The organism is Rhodopirellula sp. UBA1907 (genome assembly GCF_002337565.1).
Lineage (GTDB): Bacteria > Planctomycetota > Planctomycetia > Pirellulales > Pirellulaceae > Rhodopirellula > Rhodopirellula europaea.
Genome location: NZ_DDGH01000053.1, coordinates 86294 through 104780, shown reverse-complemented (window position 1 = coordinate 104780; position 18487 = coordinate 86294). Strand labels below are relative to the sequence as shown.

Genomic DNA, 18487 nt, shown 5'->3' with positions numbered 1-18487 from the left:
ACATGGTTTTTACGCTAGGCCTTTGGCACACCGCTGTCGATTGTTCTAGTCGCCTACCGTTGGCGCAATTTCCGTAATTCAGACATCTCTCGCTTCGTTTAGGGCGGTGTCGTAGAAACCTTCCGTTAGCCCTCTAGGCAATAATCCAATGAGCATAGACCTATCCGATCTTCGTAACCTTCCGGTTTCGGAAAAACTCCGCATCGTCGAAGCCCTCTGGGACGACATCGGTGCTTCGGAAGAACCTATCGTGTTGCAACCCTGGCAGCGAGACGAGGCTCGACGCCGCAGCAACGAATTGAAAGCTGATCCTTCCATTGCAATTGATCGCGTTGAACTTTGGCGCCGGGTCAATGGCTGAACCACTTCGTTTCCACCCGCTTGTTGCCGATGACCTTGAAGCTGCAGCGAACTGGTGCGACGACATTTCGATCGAACTGGGTGACCGATTTCGGGCGTCGGTTGATTCTCGTTTTGACGCGGTAGAACTGAGACCGGAATCGTTCGGTATGGTCGATCCGCCGCTACGCGCCGCACGCGTCAATCGATTCCCTTACCTCATCGTTTTTGAACACTCTTGGAATGCCATCGATGTGCTCGGCGAATTCCATTCCGCATCCGACCCCAACAAATGGCGAAAACGCAAAGAATAACGCACGGGCACACAATATGGTTCTTACGCTAAGTCTTCGGCGCACCGCTGTCGTTTGTTCAAGCCTCCAGCTGGTGGCAGAATCTCTGGTAATTCATGCATCGTTCGCTTTTCTTAGGGCGATGAAGTAAAAGTCTTCCGTTGTGGAGGGCAGTTTCTCAGAAAGCAGAACGGTTATGTCCAAACCTTCGTTTCAATCCGCATCGCCTTACAAGGATGATGTTCTCGCTTTGCCGGTCGTCGATTTGAATGCTGCGTCCGATTGGTATTGCGAACACTTCGGAATGACCGAAGTTGAACGCGTTACCACGCCGAACCCTGCTGTGATCCTTGAACGCGATGGTGTTCGAATTGGTTTCGCGATCAATGGCGGTGACCCAGCTCAAGAGGGCGCAGCGATTCGCGTCAGTGATATCAATGGAATCAGACGTGAACTGGAATCCAATGGCATCGATGTCGCAAGCATTCGCGTGGATGAACGCGACGGCGAGAAGTTCAATCTGTTCTTTGTCGTTGCCCCGGATGGACTTTGCTACTATTTCAACGAACCGATCGTCGGCTGAACGTATCCGAGTAAGGCCTTCGAAAACGCCCCGTTGCATTTGAAGTCCGCGTTTTAAAGGGCGTTGTGAGAGACCGTAGTCCACGCTTTCTGACTACTGCGCGGAGGACGCATTGGTTTAACGATCAATCAACGGGAGTGTTCGCTGTTGAGCGGCACTTTGAATCGCGGTTTCGATGATTTGCTGGCCGATTCGAGCAACGGTGGGTGAAAGCGGGCCTTCGACGGGCAGGTCTTGGTTGAGCCGCGAAAGCGTGTATTCGATGCCGTTGGCTTCGCCCGCCGGGAGATCAGCGACTGGATGATCGTAGCCCTCCGGTCGCTCGTTCGTTTGGACGCGAAGGGTTTCTGCGTAGTCGTAGCTGGCAATTGTTCCGTGCGTGCCGCGAACGACGTAACCGCATTTCGGTTGCGGTTGATGGACCCACGGATCAGTGAAAGTTCCCCAGCGTGTTTCAAATTTGGACATGCCATCGGCGTAGCGTGCGATCGTGATGCTGTGTTCGTCGACCTCCAGGCCCTTTGTCCCGGTGGTCACGCAAGTCACGTCGATCGGTTTCTTGCCACCGTTGAACCAAGTTCCCATCGTGACGCCGTATCCGAGGTAGTCACGGAGCGAACCGCCTCCGGTTTCGAGGCTGTACCACCAACTGTTTTGTTTCTCTTCCGCGGTCGGTTCGATCTCGATCTTGTCGGCACCGTGGTAAAGAGGTCCGCGGTTGCCGCCGTAGTGATGCACTTCAATCACATCCCCGATCGTGTTGTCGTTGATCAAACACCATGTCGCGTAGTGGGATCGATCCCATCGAGCGGGCCAATTGATGATCAATTGCTTTCCGGTGGGACGCATCGCATCGATCATGCGATCGGCATCGGCCAGCGATGCGGCGAACGGCTTTTCGACCAACAGATGCACGTCCAGCGGAGCGATGCGTTCAACCCAGTCCGCGTGTTCGCCGGTGGGCGGGCAGAGGATCACCAAATCCGGTTTGGTGGCTTTGACGCATTCCAGTTCGTCAGTGAAAACGTTGTCCCCGGGGACGTTCAACGCATCAATGGTTGGTTGCATTGCTTTGGGATCGGCGTCGCAAATTCCCACCAACGCCCCGTCGGTGTGCTCGGTGACTTGCCGAAGCAGATCCCCCATGTGCATGTGTGAAAAATTGATTCCAGCGATGCGCCACGGTTTCATCATCGGTCACTCGAGTTCTGCGTTCCTGCGGGAAGCCGGCGAATTGCTTCGGCTTTTGTCAGGCGAGTTTAACGAACAGCGAGGAATTCGACACACCCGGTGGGAAAGCTACCGGTGAGTGACGCGGCAACCGGACGGGCTGCCAGTGTGTTGTGACTACGCTTTGCGATCGTTGCGACCACGTGCTCCGGCCACAAACTTTTCCATCGCACTGGGAAGTGGCGTGTCAAAGTTGACTGGTTCGCCAGAAACGGGATGAAAGAAACCCAGGGTGCTAGCGTGCAACGCCATTCGCTTGCGATGCCAACGTGCGTGCGTTGCTTCTTTGGGTTTGTAGCGCGGATCGCCGAGAACCGGATGACCCGCGTTGGCAAACTGCACGCGAACTTGGTTTCGCTTGCTGGTTTCCAACTGGGCTTCGATCAACGTTGTGTCTTCGCCGTGACTGGATTCTCGTTCCGCCAAGCGACGCACGACCTTGTAATGCGTGATGGCTTGGTCGGTGTCTTTCCCCGGTCGGGTTTCGTAACGATCCAGGTTGCTGCCGGTGGCCAAATGCGATTCGAACGTGCCTTCGTCTTCCGCAACGTTTCCAGCCACGATCGCGTGGAAGACTCGTGTCGGGCGACGATCCTTGAACTGCTCGATCAGCAAATCTGCAATCGGCTCATGTTTGCCAAAGACGAGCAAGCCCGATGTTTCGCGATCCAGGCGATGAACGACGAACGCTTCCTTCTTCGATTTGGAATAGCTCAAGTAGATCGAGACTCGATCGACAAGACTGTTGGGTTCACCGCGATCCGTCGGGACGGTCAGCGTGCCCGCCGATTTGTTGACAACGATGATGTGGTCGTCCTCGAACACAATTTCGAACGTGCGATCATCCCACTGACGCTTTTTCTCTCGATAGCGTTGATGCTTGTCGTATCGAATGGCGACGAGATCGCCGGGTTTGACCGTCGTTCCAACGCTCTTGCATGGCGAACCGTTGATCATCACGCATCCGTGATCGATCATCCCGCGAGCTTGGCTGCGGGAGGTTTCGGAGAGTTCTCGGACGATGATGTCGACACGTCCCTCGTTGGTTTCATCAACGGTGGTCGAAACGCTGGTCAGCGGCATGAAAGGATTTCAGAAGAAAGCGGCATCGGGATGAGGTCTGCGAAAGACGTTGTGAAAGTTTGCTAAACCTCGTTGTCGCCACAGTCTATTTCAGATCCGCAATAAATTGGATGGCCTGATTGGGCAAGATTGCATCGCTTTCGATTCGGATGTCACTCCCACTGACCGGTCCGCTGACGTTTTTGACCGTGAATATCCTTGTTTCACCGGGCAATAGGCCTCGAAGGGTTTGCTGAGAACGTTGGCCACGGGCCGCGAAAAAGGCGTCGCGATAGAGCGGTGCGACGCCTTCGTTGGTGACTTTTAACCCGATTGTCGAGCTCGAGTCCGATTTCACGAGGACAGCGTCAATCACGCGAAATCGGTAACCCATGGCCATCCCAGCCTCACGGATGCGTTCCACGGGCTGAAACTCGGGTTGGTCATTTCCGATCATGAACGAGACATGGAATTCGCGGCTGGATTCTTCGACCGAGACGCCATTGGGCCCGGATTCGGCCAAAGCCAGCTTTTGGTCGCGTCGGTTGTAGTAGCTGAATTCGCCACCGCCCGCGGTCCGTTTCCAGCGGTCATCGCCCATCGCGGCCCAGTTCTTCGCGTTCCATTTGGAATGCGATTTGGAAAGAAAAGAATCGTCGAACAAGCCGAAGTCGAGGGCCAATAGGGAGTCGTCGTCGGCGATGGGAGTGAACTCGTCATCCGCCGCATCAATGCTGATCATCCACGGAAGGGAGTCAAACTGCTGGTCGAGATGACGCAGGAATTTGGATTGGTACTCTGCCGACGGAAACGTTTTCCCGAGTTCCATCGGGCCGTCATAGATGTGGTATTCCGACCACAACCCGAATCCGGTTTGCAAGTACGCGATGCGTGGGTCGGAGTCGTATCGTTTGGCGAACTTGGTGTAGAAGTCCAGTGTGAATTGCTGCAGTTCGCCGCTGGACCAATCGCAGAAATGAGTTTTCTTGCCTTCGCTCTTGGCGATTGTCTCGTTGTATCCGTCGGAATTGCGAATGAATGCGGGGACCGTTGTGGTTTTGCCGGGGTACACAAACCGGAAACGCAGAACGGCTTGGTGTGACCGCGAGGCGATGTCGTCGAGAATTTCTTCGACCTTTGAAAAGTCCCATTTTCCGGGGGCCACGGCCACCTCGTCGTATCCGCAGTATCGAAACTCCAATGAGATCGCATCGGTGGCGGCTTTGTCATGGTCGTGCCACAGGACGACACCGGTCATCGGTTGAACCTGATCAATCGTGGACTGGATCGGCAAACGACCCTTTGACGTTTGTGCTCGTGCGGATTGGTCAATGCTGAAGAGGCAATGGATTAGGCAGGTGAAGACGAGGCAGTGAATCCATTGTCGTTGACGCATTGAATCCGTTGGGTTGGTGGTCGGGAGCATCTTGATAGAAGGAGCAGGGGCATTCGTGTTGTGGGTTGTGGGAACCGTGGCTAACGCCAATCGGCTAATGGGGTGGCCGTGGGTGACGCCGGGCGGCTGAGGGGTGCTGGTTGTCTGTGGTTGCTCAGGATCCTGGCCGCCTGGAAATCCCTGGCAGCTTAGAAGTCGTGTGGTTCTGCTTTAATCTGAGCGATGATCTCACGGGCCTTCTCGGCATCTCGTTCGAACGTTTTGACTTGGACCCATCCTGGTGCTTCCGCGACGAAGCCCGCCGTGAAGCCACCCACAGCGACGGCTTTGATGCCAGCGTCGGCGAGGATGTTGACCAACATCGTTGCGGCGGGCTCGGTCGGACGTTCCGCCACGGTGACCAATGTCGCGTCGTCATCCGAAGGCGGTGTGCCGTCCGGTGTTTGGGGGCTTTCCGGTGGAATCGATTGAGTCATCGGCTCGGTTCAGCTTGGGAGACAAGAGTTGAAAAATTGGCGAGGACGGCGATGTGGGCCATTCGCCAATGTCACTTCGAGGATACTCGATCCGGTCCAGTCGGTTCGTGTTCGTTGACGGTGTATCTTGAGCGATCCCGAGTAGCCGGAAGACCGTTTTCCTGCGGTGGCAGTGTCGGTTTGTGCAAGGTGGATGCGAGTTGATGAAAACTTGATGAGTTGCTTTTGACGACACCTTGGCCAGTGGTCGGGCGTGGCATGAGCACGATACAATTCAAGGATGAACAACGAATCGACCATCATTCTGGCTGGCACTGACAACGACATCCCATCGCCACCGCCGCACGGGCTGAAGCGGTACACGGGATTGCGTGAAATGGCGCGGGGTGCCACCGCGGTTTTGCAGGCCGGTGTCGACTCGGTGATTGGTCGCACCGTGGCGATCAAAAAACTGCTGCCGGAAATTCGAACGGATCGTTACGAACGTCGGCGTTTGCTTCGAGAGGCTCGCGTGACGGCCCAATTGCAGCATCCCAACACCGTGCCGGTTTACGAAATCGGCGACGATGATCTGCAAGGCGTTTACTTCACGATGAAGCGAATCTCAGGTGAAAACCTGTTTGAGTCGTTGAAACGAATTGCTCGCAAAGACGAACACGCGGTCGCGGCATTTCCGCTGCAGCGACGGTTGGAAATCGTCGCGGATGCTTGCCAAGCCCTCGCCTACGCACACGCTCGCGGCGTGATTCACCGTGATGTGAAGCCCGAAAATATCTGGGTCGGTAACTTCGGCGAAGTCATCTTGCTCGATTGGGGCGTCGCCAAGGTTTGGGGGCATGCGGATGATGCCCAGACGCTTCACCGCCAGCACATGCAGCCAGACCACGAAACGAAGACCGAGACCCAATTGCAAACGTTGACCGGTGGCGGCCAGCGTCCAGGCACGCCGCTTTATATGTCGCCGGAGCAAGTCAACGGGAATCGCGGCATCGACGAACGGACCGATATCTTCAGCGCAGGAGTTGTGCTTTATGAGTCGCTTGCGATTCGTGAACCATTCCGCGGTAAAACGATCGACGAGACGTTCGACAACATCAAGCATGCCGATGTGCCGCCACCGAGCGAGAAGTCGCCGCAGTACGAAATTCCCAAAGAAGTCGATGCGGTGGTCATGAAAGCAATCGCGAAACGACCGGCAGATCGTTATCAATCGATGCGTGAGTTGATCGCGGATATTCGGGCGTTGGCCGTTACGGTGTCGTGAGCGGACGGTACTTTGCACCTTACGGCAAAGCACCGGTGCACTATCCGATCGATGATCCGGCTCGGACGGGTGTGACGCCCGATCAAACGGAACTGTTGATTGTTGAGGGTGACAGTGCGGCGAAGTCGGTCAATCAGGTTCGAGACCCGACGCGGCAATCGATCCTGGCCTTGCAAGGCAAGCCGATGAACGTTGCCAAAGCAAGCCGATCGGTTGCGCTTCGCAATGAGGTTTTGATTCGGTTCGCATCCACGCTGTTGGACCAAAAGCTTTCCCCAAGCCAAGACTGGATCGAAGCTTTAAGGAAGGCAGATCAGTGTCGCTATGCCAAGCTGGTTGTCTTGATGGATCCGGATGCGGACGGCATTCATTGCGGCGTCTTGGTGCTCGGGTTTCTGCTCCGTTTTGCGCCCCAATTGTTCAAGGAGCGACGCGTGTGCGTGGTTCGCCCGCCAATGTTTCTGTTTCGCATTCGCGGCACCACTCCGGGGCAGACTGGCGTGCAAACACGAACGTTGGTTGCATCCAATCCGGATCACGCGCGGCGGATGGAGGCCAAGTTGACCGAGGCGGGCATGTTCGACTACGAACGTTTTCGCCATCGAGGTTTGGGCAGCATTCCGCCGGATGTCTTGCGGAATTGTTGTGTGGAGCCCAGTACACGTGCAGCCGACGAGATGAGCCACGAAGAAGCGGCGGACGCGGTGCGTCTATTCAGCGGCGGGTGAAGTTTCCGACGCCTCCATCTCCGCTTTGGGAAACGCTTCGTCTCGAAGGGCTTTGAGTTTCTGGCCGGCAACGTCCAGCGTCTTGGTTGGCAAGCGGTCGTTGTGGAACATGTTTGGTAGTTCGATCCAATCACGGTGTTCCAACGCCAGCGAATCGTAGAGGGCTCGGCCGTTCTTCCGAGGGACAATGCGATCGGGAGAGCCATGGATTTGCAGCAACGCTCCGTCGAAATTCGCGAGTGCTCGCACGCTGTCGTATTGGTTTTTCATCAGCCAGCGAACAGGCAAGAAAAAGAATCGGTCCGCTCCAACACTGGCGGCACTGTCAAAGGTGCGATCGAGACACAGTGCTTCGACCGAATCACCTCGTTCGTGTAGAGCAGCGATCAATCCGCAAGCGACACCGCCGCCGAGCGATCGGCCGTAAACCATGATGTTCGAGATGGGCGTGTTTGTGGTTTCTGAGAGCGTGTCGATTGCACTGACCGCATCTTCGATGGTGCTGGTTTCAGTGGGCGTGAATCCGTCGGACTGGAAGCCTCGGTATTCAGCGGTCAGGACGGTGGCGTTCCAGCTGTCAGACAATCGGCGAGTCCATCCATCCATCTCGTCAGCGTGTATCCCGTTGCCATGCAAAAATAGGATCACGTCTTCCGCCCCATCACGGATCAGCAAGCGGCCTTCTAAGTCAGAGCCATCGACCGCGGCATAGGTGATCGTCTCCACCGTTCCCGGCGTGGGGCGATCGGGTTCGAAACGGTTTGGATCCATCAAGATGCTCTTCTCCATGTATGCACCGGGGAAGAGCAACCGTGTTTCCATCACGACCAGTCCCACGCATACACCGACATAAATGATCGCCAGCAAACCCGTGGTGCGAAGGATGCGGTGACGAATAGTCGGTTTCGGTTTCGATGCACGCTGTGACCCGGCAGACGCCGCTCCGTCCGTTTCGCGATCCGCCGGGTTGGCTTGTTCGGGATGTGCGGCTGGTTCGTTGGGCATCGTGGACTCAGCAACGTGGTGAAGATGGCATTCAAGCGGAACAACTGGATCCGCATGCTATGTTTGATTGGACTCTCGTGCAGCCGTGTGGGATAGGCTTCCAGCCTGTCGTTTACATGACTCATACCCAACGCAAACGGGCTATTGGTTGAATGAGCCGCACCGCGTTAGCGGCGGTCGATCAGACGCCAACCGGGGCTAACGCCCATCGGCTAATTGTTCTCATTCGATATACGGCTAAATCAACAGTCTGCAAACGACAGGCTGGAAGCCTATCACACTTTTGGATTGTTGCTGGTCGGACACTCGTGTGTCCAGGACGTGATTCCGAGTCGCTCGTCACTAGAAATCGCTCGCCATGTGGATTCGCCGTTCGTTCTCCCAGCTCGATTCCAACGAGAACGCGATTTCGCGAATTCGTTGCGGTCGGATTGTGATGCGCGAAGGGCGACTGGAACGAATCGAGCAACATTGGCTGCGAAGCCCGGTCTCGGTGGCTCAGGTTTGGTGGCAAGCCAAATTTGCAGCGTTGGAAGGAGACGTTTGTTGTCTCGACTACCACGTGCCTCGCGGGATGAGTGCATTTGTGACGCTGGACTATGTGCGTAGCGGCGATGCAACTCGGTATGCGACCGCAATCGGAGCGTTTCAGGTGCTCGACGAAATTGCGAGGCTGCGGAAGTCGTACGCCATTGTCGCGCACGTGAGCAATTCCCGGATCACCGACCGTCATCTCAAACGAGCGGGATGGGAAAGACACCTGTTGGACTGGCCGGGCCGACACTTCATCCGGCGGATGCAGCCGTCGGTGTCGGTGTTCAGTTAGGTTCTTTCTGACACCCGAATGCCGGTGAGACATTTAGGGCGACGAATCAGAGGCGAAACTCGGAAAGAACTTCGCCTGGCAAAGACATCAGGATGCCCTAGAGCACGCCACCGTGAGTACGGATGGGGGTCATGTGCGAAGGCGAATCGAGGAACCAGAAGCGTTCCCACTCGTCTACCAATGAACGCAAGTCTTCCGAGGTGTAGAGCAATTGCTGCACACGGCGTTCTGGGCGGCTCGAGTAGATCGGCACGAAGCAGCCAACGGAGGTGGCAAGGCCGGCCATCAGAACGCATCCCAGAACCAAACGGCTCATGACGGATCGTTGGCCGTGACGGGCTGCGGAATCAGTTTTCGCGGTTGTTTGTGAGCTCTTCATCGTCAGTTCCTCCGTGAACTTGTCGGTGCGTTCTATTGCCAACTGCCCGACGGGCTGTTGGGGGGGCTTTTTGGCGGACGGTTCGGGTCGTCGGTTTCGTTCGGACGCTCGGCAGAACCCTCCTGAGGCACGTGATCCAGTGGCATGACCCAGGTGTCAGGCAGGTTGTCGCTGGACAGTTGCCGGACGCGTTGTTCCATCACCTTGCCGGGTTTGAACGTGACGACGTACTTTTCGGGCACGTCGACTTGCTGTCCCGTCTTTGGATTGCGTGCTTTTCGAGCAGCTCGCGGTTTGACTTCAAACACGCCGAAGTTCCTCAGTTCAATGCGGCCTTCCCGCACCAAGGTTTCGACGATCGAGTCAAACGTCCGCTGCACGACCTCTTTGGTTTCCTGCTGAGTCAGCCCGAGTTCTTCGGAAATGACGCGCACGATTTCTTTCTTTGTCACCCCGGATGGCTCCGTAAACCATTGTGATTGGTGGACTTACAGAGACAGCTTAGGTTTCAATGTGGGGCCGGTCAAGCCGCCGGGGCGAGCGTAGAACGGTCCACGTAGAACCGTATCGACCGTCATAACCGTTACACTTCAATCAAACCGACTTTTCTTTGCGTCGAATTTCGATTTCATCAAAACTGTACAGTTGTCCTTTTCCGGCCCCCGGGCAGACCTCGCAGGTTTCCGCCCAATCAGTGGGCCCGGCCAACGTGCTGTCCCAGAACGGCCACGTTCGGCACTGAATCGGTCGGGCGTTGTAAACCATACAACGTCGCGACTTCGGGTCCAGGAAAATGCAGTCTCCGTCGGGATATTCCAGCAAGCTGAACTGCTTTCCGACGCGGCGCAAAAATTTATCTTCAAACGCGTCGCGATCGAGCTTCATCTCTTTGGCCAAATCCGCGATTTCGTTCTCATCGACGAAGACATAGCCGGGGTCGCCGCTGCAGCATTCCCCGCACTGGGTGCACTCGAAACGCAATCCGTCCGCGTACCAGGGAGCGGACTTGGGTTTGGAAGCAGATTGAACGGGACGTTTGGCCACGGCGATCGTATGGAGATAAGATGCGAGAGAAGCAAAAGGGAAGCTTACCCGGTCAGATGCGTGTTCGCCAAGTTCGCCTGCCGCAGTCTGGTGTCATCCCCGGATGATCCCGGTAAACTCATCGCCGTCGTTTTGTGGGGCTCGCAGCAGTCGGATTCACCGAGCGACACGCCGTGTTGGAAAACTTTTGCATCGGAGTCATGAAATTGGCGGTTCACATTGTCTGACGCGTTGACCCTGGATCGCTTGTGCGTGTCGGCCGGCAAGCGAAACCTTCTGCGGGATGCCCATCTGGCGTTTCCGGACGGAAAGATCACGGTGCTGGTCGGCGGCAGTGGTGCGGGCAAAAGCGTTCTGCTGCGAGTCTTGGCGGGGATCTTACCGCGTCACGGCGATGCGATTCAGTGGAGCGGTGACATCCACTGGCGCGGCGAAGCGATTGATTCCGAATCGATGCCGCGAACCGGGATCGTGTTCCAGCAATTCGCTTTGTTCGATGAACTGTCGCCGACCGCGAATGTGCAATTCGCGATTGATCATCGTGCGGATCGAGATGACGAACCTCAACACAGTGCCTCGGATTGGCTTGAGTTTCTCGGTGTTCCCGCTTCGACGCCGGTCGCGGCTCTGAGCGGTGGTCAAAAGCAGCGATTGGCGATCGCTCGCACGTTGGCGTCGGCGCCTGAGATCATTCTTTACGATGAACCGACTTCCGGTTTGGATGCGGCAACGGGGAAACGCGTCGCCGAACTGATTCGCGAAACGCAAACGCGGTTTGGTCGAACCAGCATCGTTGTCACCCATGATTACGAGACGCTGCTGCCGATCGCCGACGAAGTTTTGTTGTTTGATTCGGCGGCGCAGACGATCCGCCGAATTGAACGAGCAGATTGGCCCAATGTGGCCGAGCAAATGGAGGCGGTCGCTCTGTCTCCTTCCCAATTGAATGACGCGGGATCGCAGCACTCATCCGGACCGCTTGCGATGCTGCGTCGTGGTGCGGAGCGTTTTCTCGATTCAACCGGACGCAGCTTGGTCGCGGCAGCAAGACTTCCTTGGGATGCACGGCCGGTTGTGCCGCGAATGAAGTGGGCGGGGCGGTTCTTGGCTCACTATCTGCGATTGGTCGGCGGGCCTTCGGCTTGGGTTTACTTGATCATCGCCGGTTTGATCGCTGGGTTCACGACGACCTATTTCACGCTGCGTTTCTTGCCGTTTCGGTTGTACACTCAGCCTTTGTTGATTGACGAATTGCTTTCTTCGATCGGGTTTGCGCTTTATCGGATTTTGGTGCCAGTCTTGGCGACCGTTTTGATCGCGGCTCGGTGTGGTGCCGCGGTGGCCGCTGACGTGGGTGTCAAACAGTATGGCGGCCAAGTTGACGCGTTTCGAACGCTTGGGATTCGAGCCCCGGCGTATTTGTTGATTCCCATTTTGGCGGCGTTCTTGATCGCAACTCCTATTTTGGAATGGATCGCTTTCACCGCGTCGCACTGGATCAGCCGGGTGACGTTCAATTTCTCGCATCCGGAAATTGGCGTTCATTTCTGGCAGCAACACTTCTTTCGCGCCATCACGCCCGATACGACCGGCGGATCCATCATCACATGGTGGAAAGGTTGGGATTGGGTGCTCGCAAAGAACTTGCTTTGTGGTTTCGGCACCGCGGCGATTGGTTACCATCAAGGGATTACCCCCAAGCATTCAGCCGGTGATGTCAGTCATTGCATCACCGCGACGGTACTTTGGACGACCTTGTATGTCTTGGTTGTTCACTTCATTGTCGCCTTGCTGGAATTTTGATTGCCCCGCAGGAGAAACCATGGACAAGAAGGCGAAGAAACGTTTGGACGTCATCAACAAAAAGCTGCAGACATTGCGTCCGCGACTGGCTGGTTCGAAAGAACAGGCCGATGACTTGGAAGAGCTGAAGGAACTCGAAGACGAAATCAAATCGCTCGAGGAAGAAGCCGCGAAACTGCGAGCATCTTAAGATCACGGCGAGTGGTCACGGAATTCACCCGTGATGCACGAAGCGGACTGTTGCGAGATAGCAAGATGAACAGCGTGTGGCGGCCGTATTGCCAGATGAAGACCGCTCCTCCGCCGATGAAAATCGTCGCGACGGAAGGCTGTCATCTGATCGGCAAAAACGGTGAACGCTGGATCGACGGAATGGCATCGTGGTGGTCTGCTTGCCATGGCTACAACCATCCGCACGTTCGCGAAGCGGTGACGGCGCAGTTGCAGCGAATGCCTCATGTGATGTTTGGTGGGATCACGCACGATCCGGCCGAACGTTTGGCAAATCGACTGGCCGAGTTGGCTCCTGATGATTTGAACCACGTGTTCTTCTCGGACAGCGGGTCCGTCGCGGTGGAGGTTGCGATGAAGATGGCGATTGGCCATTGGCGTCGTCACGATCGCCCCGGTCGCACTCGGTTCTTGGCTTTTGAAAACGCCTACCACGGTGACACCACCGGTGCGATGTCGCTGTGCGATCCTCAACGCAGCATGCATGCTCGCTACAGCGGAGCGATCACGCAGCAATTTCATGTGCCGCTTCCGCGGGATGAAACGACCGAGGCGAACCTGGACCGCGTGCTTGCGGAACATTCGGATTCGATCGCAGGTGTGTTCGTCGAGCCTTTGGTGCAAGGTGCGGGCGGGATGCGATTCCATGATGTCAACACACTCACCCGAATTCGCGATGCTTGCAGGCGGCACGATGTGTTGTTGATTGCCGATGAGATTGCAACCGGGTTTCAACGTACCGGCAAAATGTTCGCGGTCGATCACACCGCGGATCTGCATTCACCGGTTGTGCCTGACATCTTGTGTCTCGGCAAAGCGTTGACGGCGGGGACGATGTCAATGGCGGTCACGATTGCTCGGTCGCACGTGTTCGATTCGTTCTACAGCGACGATCCCGGCGCGGCATTGATGCACGGGCCGACGTTCATGGCGAACCCCTTGGCGTGCTCGGCCGCAAACGCTTCGCTGGATCTGTTCGAGCAGACTCCTTACGAAGTCGGCAACATCGAGAGCATCCTTCGCGAAAAGTTGTCCGTGCTGCGAGACATTGACAACGTTGCCGACGTGCGATGTTTTGGAGCGATCGGAGTCGTTCAGTTCCGTGATCCGCCCAACATGCAAACGGTTCAGGACGAGTTGGTTCGGCGAGGTGTCTGGCTGCGTCCGTTTGGCGATTGCTTGTACACGACTCCGCCGTTGTGCATCGGCGATGAATCGTTGCACCAAGTCTGCGACGCGATGGTTGAGGCAACCCACTCGGTCATGCCACAAAACAATTCGCGTGAAGTCAATCAGTTGCGGTAGCGTTCGTGGCATTGATTGCAGGCCTGCTTGAGTCGAGCCATCGACCCTCGCAATTCCTGCCAGTCCTCTCGTTCGACTTGGGATTCCATCCCATGAACCAAACGGACGGAATCGTGCATCCACGGACGCATTTCTTCGTTGCAAACGCGATGTGACTCTCGCAATGCCTCTTGCAGCAACCGAACGTCGCTCACCTTCCATTCGTTGGTCTTCATCGAATCCAACAGGACTTCGTACTGCAACGATGTATCGACCATGTGAGAGGCCAGCGTGCTGATCTCGGCGACTTCGACTAACTTGGGCAGTTCAGCCGAAGTTGGTTGCGGTTGAAAGCCATCGACGTCTCGCCAAAGACCTGCGTACTGCGATCCGGTGCCCGCTTTTTTAAGAAGTTCGACGGCTTGTTTGCGGTCCAGCCAACCGGCCGACTGCGCGATCACGGCGGCCATCGCCGGCCCGCGGTGTTTGCCGTGATGACAGTGCACGTACATGGGATCTTTGATCTGTTTGGTCAATGCTGCCGCGGCTTTGCAGGCATCTTCGTGGACGCCGTCATACCCAATCGGAATGTGGATGTAGCGCAGTCCGTGTTTGCGAGCGATTTCGATCTCGGGTCGTTGTCCATCCACGCTGACGACGACCTTCACGCCCAACTTGGCTAGCTCAGCAAAAGCTTCCTCGCCGACCGGCGCAGCACCAGACATCAGTTGCGGATGAATCTCGATTCGGTTCTCAAGTACGGATTCTTGTGACTTTGCTGGATCGTCGGCGATGGTGTGGACCGTGCCCACGAAGAATGCAAAGAGAAGGAATGCGACGAGCGTGCAAGACCAACCCAAAACCCGAATGATGCGACTTTGTGAATGAAACATGCGACATAGAATACCGCATATTGAAGCGCCGGTGAAAGCTTGCACATGCAAAGAGGAACGACGCACCAAGGGCGCCTGAGAACGTGTGTTCTCAGGCGTCATCGGTGCGACTTGCGATGGATCGCTTACCGTTCTCTTCCGTTGATAGACGCCATGGCGAGGCGGCTACTTTCGGTTCATCGGTCTTTTCGGCAAACGATGTGCTCACAGTTTCAACGAGCAATCGAGAGCTTTGGTGCCTATGATTTCATCAGTTCGATGGTGACGCTGTTTTCGCCTTCACTGACAACCGCTTGGATATCGGTCGTCGTTTCGTTCCAGTACTTCTCTGGAACGGATTCGTCAATTTTGACGGCTTCGGGGGAACCTTCTTCCATCGGAACGGTCTTCGGCGCGAGGTACACGTTGTAGGTTCCGGTTGGAATGGGATCCTTGAGTGCGAATTGGCCTCCGTCGCCAATGTCAGTTCCGGCGGCTTGGCCTGTGGAAGAGTCCAAGAACATCACCGCGGCGTCATCGTATGGCTTGCCATTCAAGCTGACGGTTCCTTCCACCGTGCCGACGGGAGGTGTGTCGCTGCATCCGAGTGAAAGTGTTGAGAGACAAGCTATTGCGGAAAATAGAAATGTGGATCGGATCGACGTGAACGTTTTTTGAGTCATCTGAGGAATCGCTTTGCTTCGAAAAAGTTGGTTTGGTTGATGGCGGTCGCGGGATCGCCGGTTGAGTCGACGAGTCCCGCGTGAAGTTCCGCCGGCTGAACATGTGTCGTGCGAAAACTATTGTGGGAAGGTGGTGACTTCACCGTCGTAGCGGCAACACAGTTGTTTCAGCAGCAAGAAGTCGATCGAATCGGTGATGAATTGCACGCTCGCATCGCCCATCACCACATTGATTCCGCCGGTGTGCATGGAGTTGATCACCGTGTTGTTTCGGTACATGCGATCGGTCGCCCCCGTTTGCACGATCTGCGAGTTCGGCGCAAACCGAACGCAGGTTGTTCCGGTTTGCCAAAGGTCCCAGCTGCTCGGTCCGTCAACCGGGCGAGGGTGCCTCGAACCCATCCAACCGCCGTAGTAGTTGGATGTTCGATTGACTCCGTCGACCCAGCCTGATTGCTCGGCAATCATGATTGCGTTGGTCGTTCCATCCACGACGTCTCGCATTTTGATTTTGCCGTTGGCGAACAACATTCCGTTGTTGGATGACCATCCATGTCCAAGGTCAGCGGTCCCTTTGTTAGGGTCACCGCCGGGAACAGGGCGAGCGGCACCTTGAATTCCGACATACATGACATTCATCGCACCTTCGGAATTGTTTGACACCGGTGCGTTCTCAAACATGTCGATGGCGGACGAAGGGCACGCGTAAGTTGGCACGGCGAGATACTTCAGGATTTCGTTGCCGAGAAGTGCATCTGCACCGGCGGCTCCACCGGCCATGAAGTGGGACGAATAGCTGAACTCAAGTTGTTCGTGGATGTTGCCTTGTTCGATGAATGGCAGAATCAACGCGCGCCAGTTCGATCCGCTGGCGGGCCATGCTTCTCGAAGGTTATAGGAACCAAGAGGAAAGCTTGACATCGTGTCGTGATAGTTGTGCATCGCTAAACCAAGTTGTTTCATGTTGTTCGAACAACTCATTCTTCTGGCGGCTTCTCGCGCAGATTGGACTGCGGGAAGAAGGAGTCCAACCAAGACACCGATGATCGCTATGACAACCAATAGCTCGACCAAGGTGAATCCAGAGTTTCCATGTTGCTTCTGACGCATCGACAATTCCTTAGGTGAGAGATTCGATGCCGTGATTGGACACGTGCAATCGAAACATAAGGTGAAGGAGGGAAGAATCCTTCCCGAAAGATCGCTTCGTCGAGTGAGTTTTGGACTCCGCCCATTCACTTGCACCACTCAGGCGAAGAGGTTGCGAAGGCAAAGGCAATGCCAAAGCACCACGGAGCTGGTCAGAACCAACGGAAGAGGTATGCGGCGGGAAGATGAGGCGCGGTGCGGACGCGCAATGCTGTCTCAGGGACCGTTAGCACTGAGCGGACAAGGAAGAAAGCAAGCGTGTCGCGAATCGTTTGCTGCCTATGACATGCGCACGGTCGTAGCATGCATGTCTTAATTGTGAGCAGCCCCCCGTGTCGGCCGGATGCATCTGAACAGTATGCGTCAAGGTCGTCGTCGGACGACTGAGTTGACTTGGCGTTTTAGGTAGATTGTGAACGCTCGTTTCAGACCACTCGGTTGCTTTGCCGGACATATACAAGCAATCAAAGCGTTAACATTTCCGCTTGCTCAGACTTGTCCAGTCGCGGCTGACTCAAACGCATCAAAGAGGCTCAATTGGACGGACTTGGGACGCAATCGATCACGCAGTCCAAGGCTGTCCAGGCTGAGTGGTTCCGGATGACGATCGGCGGTGATCAGAAAAGGGCGAGCCTTTTTGTACGACACGCCGATTCGAATCAAATCTTCATCTCGGATGGCGTGGTGACGGCGTGTGTTGAGAATTCGTTTGACGCCTCGTTCACCAATTCCCGGGACGCGTAGCAGCATCTCTCGCGAAGCACGATTGACATCGATCGGGAACCGTTCGCGGTTGCGAAGTGCCCAGGCGAGTTTGGGGTCGATGTCCAAGTCCAAGTTCTGCGATTCCGGGGTGGTCAGTTCCGAAGCATCGAAACCGTAGAACCTCAGCAGCCAATCGGCTTGGTACAAACGATGTTCACGCACCAACGGAGGCGACATGCCCGGCAGGCGTGCGTCCGCGTGCGGGATTGGGCTGTACGCTGAATAGTAGACCCGCCGCAATTGATGTGTGCCGTATAGCACCGACGAAGTGTTCAAGATGTCTTGATCGGTCGAGTCGGTTGCACCAACGATCATTTGGGTGCTTTGGCCCGCGGGCACAAACTGCGGCACGCGTAGGCCTCGTTTGCGATCCGATGTGATCTCGTCCCGTTTGACTTTGATCCGATCCATCGATTGTTCGATCGCCGGACGCTTCTTTTCTGGAGCGAGCGTTTTCAAATCGCCGACGGTTGGCAGCTCGATGTTGATGCTCAATCGGTCGGCGTATTGTCCCGCCGTTTCGATCAAGTCATCCGCCGCGTTCGGAATGGTTTTCAAGTGGATGTAGCCACGGAACGATTCTCGTTCGCGAAGAGTTTTCGCAACCTCGATCATTTGCCCCATCGTGTAGTCGGAGTCCTGAATGATTCCGCTGCTGAGAAACAAACCTTCGATGTAGTTGCGACGGTAGAAATCCATCGTCAGCTTGACGACTTGTTCCGGTGTGAACCGTGCGCGTGGGGTGTCGCTGCTGATTCGGTTGACGCAGTACTGGCAATCGTAGATGCAGTAGTTCGTCAGCAATATTTTCAGCAAAGAAACACAGCGTCCGTCGGGTGTGTAGGAGTGGCAAATCCCCATGCCTTCGGTGCTGCCCAGGCCGCCCTTCGACTCTCGTTTGGATCCGCTGCTGGCGCAGGAAGCATCGTATTTTGCTGCGTCGGCGAGGATCGCCAGTTTTCCGTTGATGTCCGATGGTGACGGCATGAAGTCTCGCGTTGAGTGGATACCGCAGGATCGTTTCCGCGGCGGATTCCGTTGGCACGGAGAACTTGCCAAACCCCGCGCCTGATGG

21 protein-coding genes are annotated in these 18487 nt (G+C 55.9%); 9 read left to right on the top strand and 12 right to left on the bottom strand.

What is annotated here, in order from left to right; translation table 11 throughout:
- Nucleotides 1-148 precede the first annotated feature (148 nt).
- From B2R17_RS11430 to B2R17_RS11420, 3 genes are all read left to right on the top strand, one after another.
- Nucleotides 149-361, top strand: a complete 213-nt coding sequence (locus B2R17_RS11430) for an addiction module protein (RefSeq protein ID WP_286764088.1) — start codon at nt 149-151, stop codon at nt 359-361.
- A complete protein-coding gene (locus tag B2R17_RS11425; RefSeq protein ID WP_286764087.1) occupies nt 354-653 on the top strand; it encodes a hypothetical protein in 300 nt (99 codons plus the stop codon). Before B2R17_RS11430 ends, B2R17_RS11425 begins: the two co-directional genes overlap by 8 nt.
- Nucleotides 654-828: 175 nt before the next feature.
- Nucleotides 829-1215 carry a VOC family protein gene (locus B2R17_RS11420; RefSeq protein WP_286764086.1) on the top strand — a complete coding sequence of 129 codons (387 nt, stop codon included), beginning with the start codon at nt 829-831 and terminating at the stop codon, nt 1213-1215.
- Between the two features lie 117 nt (nt 1216-1332).
- On the opposite strand, the gene B2R17_RS11415 is transcribed toward B2R17_RS11420, so the two are convergent.
- The 4 genes from B2R17_RS11415 to B2R17_RS11400 form a co-directional block, all read right to left on the bottom strand.
- Entirely contained in the window at nt 1333-2409 is a 1077-nt protein-coding gene (locus B2R17_RS11415; protein WP_286764085.1) for a Gfo/Idh/MocA family protein, read from the bottom strand.
- A 153-nt stretch (nt 2410-2562) separates the two neighbouring features.
- Nucleotides 2563-3528, bottom strand: a complete 966-nt coding sequence (locus tag B2R17_RS11410; protein ID WP_286764084.1) for an RluA family pseudouridine synthase — start codon at nt 3526-3528, stop codon at nt 2563-2565.
- A gap of 85 nt (nt 3529-3613) precedes the next feature.
- On the bottom strand, nt 3614-4903 hold the full coding sequence (locus B2R17_RS11405; protein ID WP_286764083.1) for a DUF4832 domain-containing protein: 1290 nt from the start codon (nt 4901-4903) through the stop codon (nt 3614-3616).
- A gap of 188 nt (nt 4904-5091) precedes the next feature.
- Nucleotides 5092-5379, bottom strand: coding sequence for a putative signal transducing protein (locus tag B2R17_RS11400; RefSeq protein ID WP_286764082.1), 288 nt, complete (start codon nt 5377-5379; stop codon nt 5092-5094).
- A gap of 280 nt (nt 5380-5659) precedes the next feature.
- Here B2R17_RS11400 and B2R17_RS11395 point away from each other — a divergent pair, with 280 nt between their 5' ends.
- Nucleotides 5660-6643 carry a serine/threonine-protein kinase gene (locus tag B2R17_RS11395; RefSeq protein ID WP_286764081.1) on the top strand — a complete coding sequence of 328 codons (984 nt, stop codon included), beginning with the start codon at nt 5660-5662 and terminating at the stop codon, nt 6641-6643.
- Entirely contained in the window at nt 6640-7371 is a 732-nt protein-coding gene (locus B2R17_RS11390) for a toprim domain-containing protein (protein WP_286764080.1), read from the top strand. The genes B2R17_RS11395 and B2R17_RS11390 overlap by 4 nt, the downstream gene beginning before the upstream one ends.
- Here B2R17_RS11390 and B2R17_RS11385 read toward each other — a convergent pair.
- Nucleotides 7354-8376, bottom strand: coding sequence for an alpha/beta hydrolase (locus B2R17_RS11385; protein WP_286764079.1), 1023 nt, complete (start codon nt 8374-8376; stop codon nt 7354-7356). The genes B2R17_RS11390 and B2R17_RS11385 overlap by 18 nt on opposite strands.
- 358 nt (nt 8377-8734) lie before the next feature.
- Here B2R17_RS11385 and B2R17_RS11380 point away from each other — a divergent pair, with 358 nt between their 5' ends.
- Nucleotides 8735-9202, top strand: coding sequence for a hypothetical protein (locus tag B2R17_RS11380; RefSeq protein WP_286764078.1), 468 nt, complete (start codon nt 8735-8737; stop codon nt 9200-9202).
- A 97-nt stretch (nt 9203-9299) separates the two neighbouring features.
- Here B2R17_RS11380 and B2R17_RS11375 read toward each other — a convergent pair whose 3' ends face one another.
- The 3 genes from B2R17_RS11375 to B2R17_RS11365 form a co-directional block, all read right to left on the bottom strand.
- Complete coding sequence (locus B2R17_RS11375) at nt 9300-9518, bottom strand: hypothetical protein (RefSeq protein ID WP_231846276.1); 219 nt, start codon at nt 9516-9518, stop codon at nt 9300-9302.
- A gap of 95 nt (nt 9519-9613) precedes the next feature.
- Nucleotides 9614-10033 (bottom strand): HU family DNA-binding protein, encoded by a 420-nt coding sequence (locus tag B2R17_RS11370; RefSeq protein WP_008654451.1) that lies wholly within the window; start codon nt 10031-10033, stop codon nt 9614-9616.
- 142 nt (nt 10034-10175) lie between these two features.
- Nucleotides 10176-10625 carry a YkgJ family cysteine cluster protein gene (locus B2R17_RS11365; RefSeq protein WP_286764077.1) on the bottom strand — a complete coding sequence of 150 codons (450 nt, stop codon included), beginning with the start codon at nt 10623-10625 and terminating at the stop codon, nt 10176-10178.
- Between the two features lie 219 nt (nt 10626-10844).
- Here B2R17_RS11365 and B2R17_RS11360 point away from each other — a divergent pair, with 219 nt between their 5' ends.
- From B2R17_RS11360 to B2R17_RS11350, 3 genes are all read left to right on the top strand, one after another.
- On the top strand, nt 10845-12428 hold the full coding sequence (locus B2R17_RS11360) for an ABC transporter permease (RefSeq protein WP_286764076.1): 1584 nt from the start codon (nt 10845-10847) through the stop codon (nt 12426-12428).
- 19 nt (nt 12429-12447) lie between these two features.
- Nucleotides 12448-12618, top strand: coding sequence for a hypothetical protein (locus B2R17_RS11355; protein ID WP_007328828.1), 171 nt, complete (start codon nt 12448-12450; stop codon nt 12616-12618).
- Between the two features lie 65 nt (nt 12619-12683).
- Nucleotides 12684-13964: an adenosylmethionine--8-amino-7-oxononanoate transaminase gene (locus B2R17_RS11350; RefSeq protein WP_286764075.1), complete on the top strand. Its 1281-nt coding sequence runs from the start codon at nt 12684-12686 to the stop codon at nt 13962-13964.
- Here the strand turns inward: B2R17_RS11350 and B2R17_RS11345 are convergent.
- The 4 genes from B2R17_RS11345 to B2R17_RS11330 all read right to left on the bottom strand — a co-directional run bounded on the left by B2R17_RS11345 (nt 13952) and on the right by B2R17_RS11330 (nt 18399).
- Nucleotides 13952-14836, bottom strand: coding sequence for a hypothetical protein (locus tag B2R17_RS11345; RefSeq protein ID WP_286764074.1), 885 nt, complete (start codon nt 14834-14836; stop codon nt 13952-13954). The genes B2R17_RS11350 and B2R17_RS11345 overlap by 13 nt on opposite strands.
- 239 nt (nt 14837-15075) lie before the next feature.
- Nucleotides 15076-15498: a carboxypeptidase regulatory-like domain-containing protein gene (locus B2R17_RS11340; protein WP_007339310.1), complete on the bottom strand. Its 423-nt coding sequence runs from the start codon at nt 15496-15498 to the stop codon at nt 15076-15078.
- Between the two features lie 117 nt (nt 15499-15615).
- Nucleotides 15616-16608 carry a DUF1559 domain-containing protein gene (locus tag B2R17_RS11335; RefSeq protein ID WP_039961857.1) on the bottom strand — a complete coding sequence of 331 codons (993 nt, stop codon included), beginning with the start codon at nt 16606-16608 and terminating at the stop codon, nt 15616-15618.
- 528 nt (nt 16609-17136) lie between these two features.
- On the bottom strand, nt 17137-18399 hold the full coding sequence (locus tag B2R17_RS11330) for a putative DNA modification/repair radical SAM protein (protein ID WP_286764073.1): 1263 nt from the start codon (nt 18397-18399) through the stop codon (nt 17137-17139).
- Nucleotides 18400-18487 lie beyond the last annotated feature (88 nt).

Coding starts and splice junctions, on each gene's coding strand:
- B2R17_RS11430 (WP_286764088.1), top strand. CDS start 149: ATGAGCATAGACCTATCCGATCTTCGTAACCTTCCGGTTTCGGAAAAA.
- B2R17_RS11425 (WP_286764087.1), top strand. CDS start 354: ATGGCTGAACCACTTCGTTTCCACCCGCTTGTTGCCGATGACCTTGAA.
- B2R17_RS11420 (WP_286764086.1), top strand. CDS start 829: ATGTCCAAACCTTCGTTTCAATCCGCATCGCCTTACAAGGATGATGTT.
- B2R17_RS11415 (WP_286764085.1), bottom strand. CDS start 2,409: ATGATGAAACCGTGGCGCATCGCTGGAATCAATTTTTCACACATGCAC.
- B2R17_RS11410 (WP_286764084.1), bottom strand. CDS start 3,528: ATGCCGCTGACCAGCGTTTCGACCACCGTTGATGAAACCAACGAGGGA.
- B2R17_RS11405 (WP_286764083.1), bottom strand. CDS start 4,903: ATGCGTCAACGACAATGGATTCACTGCCTCGTCTTCACCTGCCTAATC.
- B2R17_RS11400 (WP_286764082.1), bottom strand. CDS start 5,379: ATGACTCAATCGATTCCACCGGAAAGCCCCCAAACACCGGACGGCACA.
- B2R17_RS11395 (WP_286764081.1), top strand. CDS start 5,660: ATGAACAACGAATCGACCATCATTCTGGCTGGCACTGACAACGACATC.
- B2R17_RS11385 (WP_286764079.1), bottom strand. CDS start 8,376: ATGCCCAACGAACCAGCCGCACATCCCGAACAAGCCAACCCGGCGGAT.
- B2R17_RS11380 (WP_286764078.1), top strand. CDS start 8,735: ATGTGGATTCGCCGTTCGTTCTCCCAGCTCGATTCCAACGAGAACGCG.
- B2R17_RS11375 (WP_231846276.1), bottom strand. CDS start 9,518: ATGAGCCGTTTGGTTCTGGGATGCGTTCTGATGGCCGGCCTTGCCACC.
- B2R17_RS11355 (WP_007328828.1), top strand. CDS start 12,448: ATGGACAAGAAGGCGAAGAAACGTTTGGACGTCATCAACAAAAAGCTG.
- B2R17_RS11350 (WP_286764075.1), top strand. CDS start 12,684: ATGAACAGCGTGTGGCGGCCGTATTGCCAGATGAAGACCGCTCCTCCG.
- B2R17_RS11345 (WP_286764074.1), bottom strand. CDS start 14,836: ATGTTTCATTCACAAAGTCGCATCATTCGGGTTTTGGGTTGGTCTTGC.
- B2R17_RS11340 (WP_007339310.1), bottom strand. CDS start 15,498: ATGACTCAAAAAACGTTCACGTCGATCCGATCCACATTTCTATTTTCC.
- B2R17_RS11335 (WP_039961857.1), bottom strand. CDS start 16,608: ATGCGTCAGAAGCAACATGGAAACTCTGGATTCACCTTGGTCGAGCTA.
- B2R17_RS11330 (WP_286764073.1), bottom strand. CDS start 18,399: ATGCCGTCACCATCGGACATCAACGGAAAACTGGCGATCCTCGCCGAC.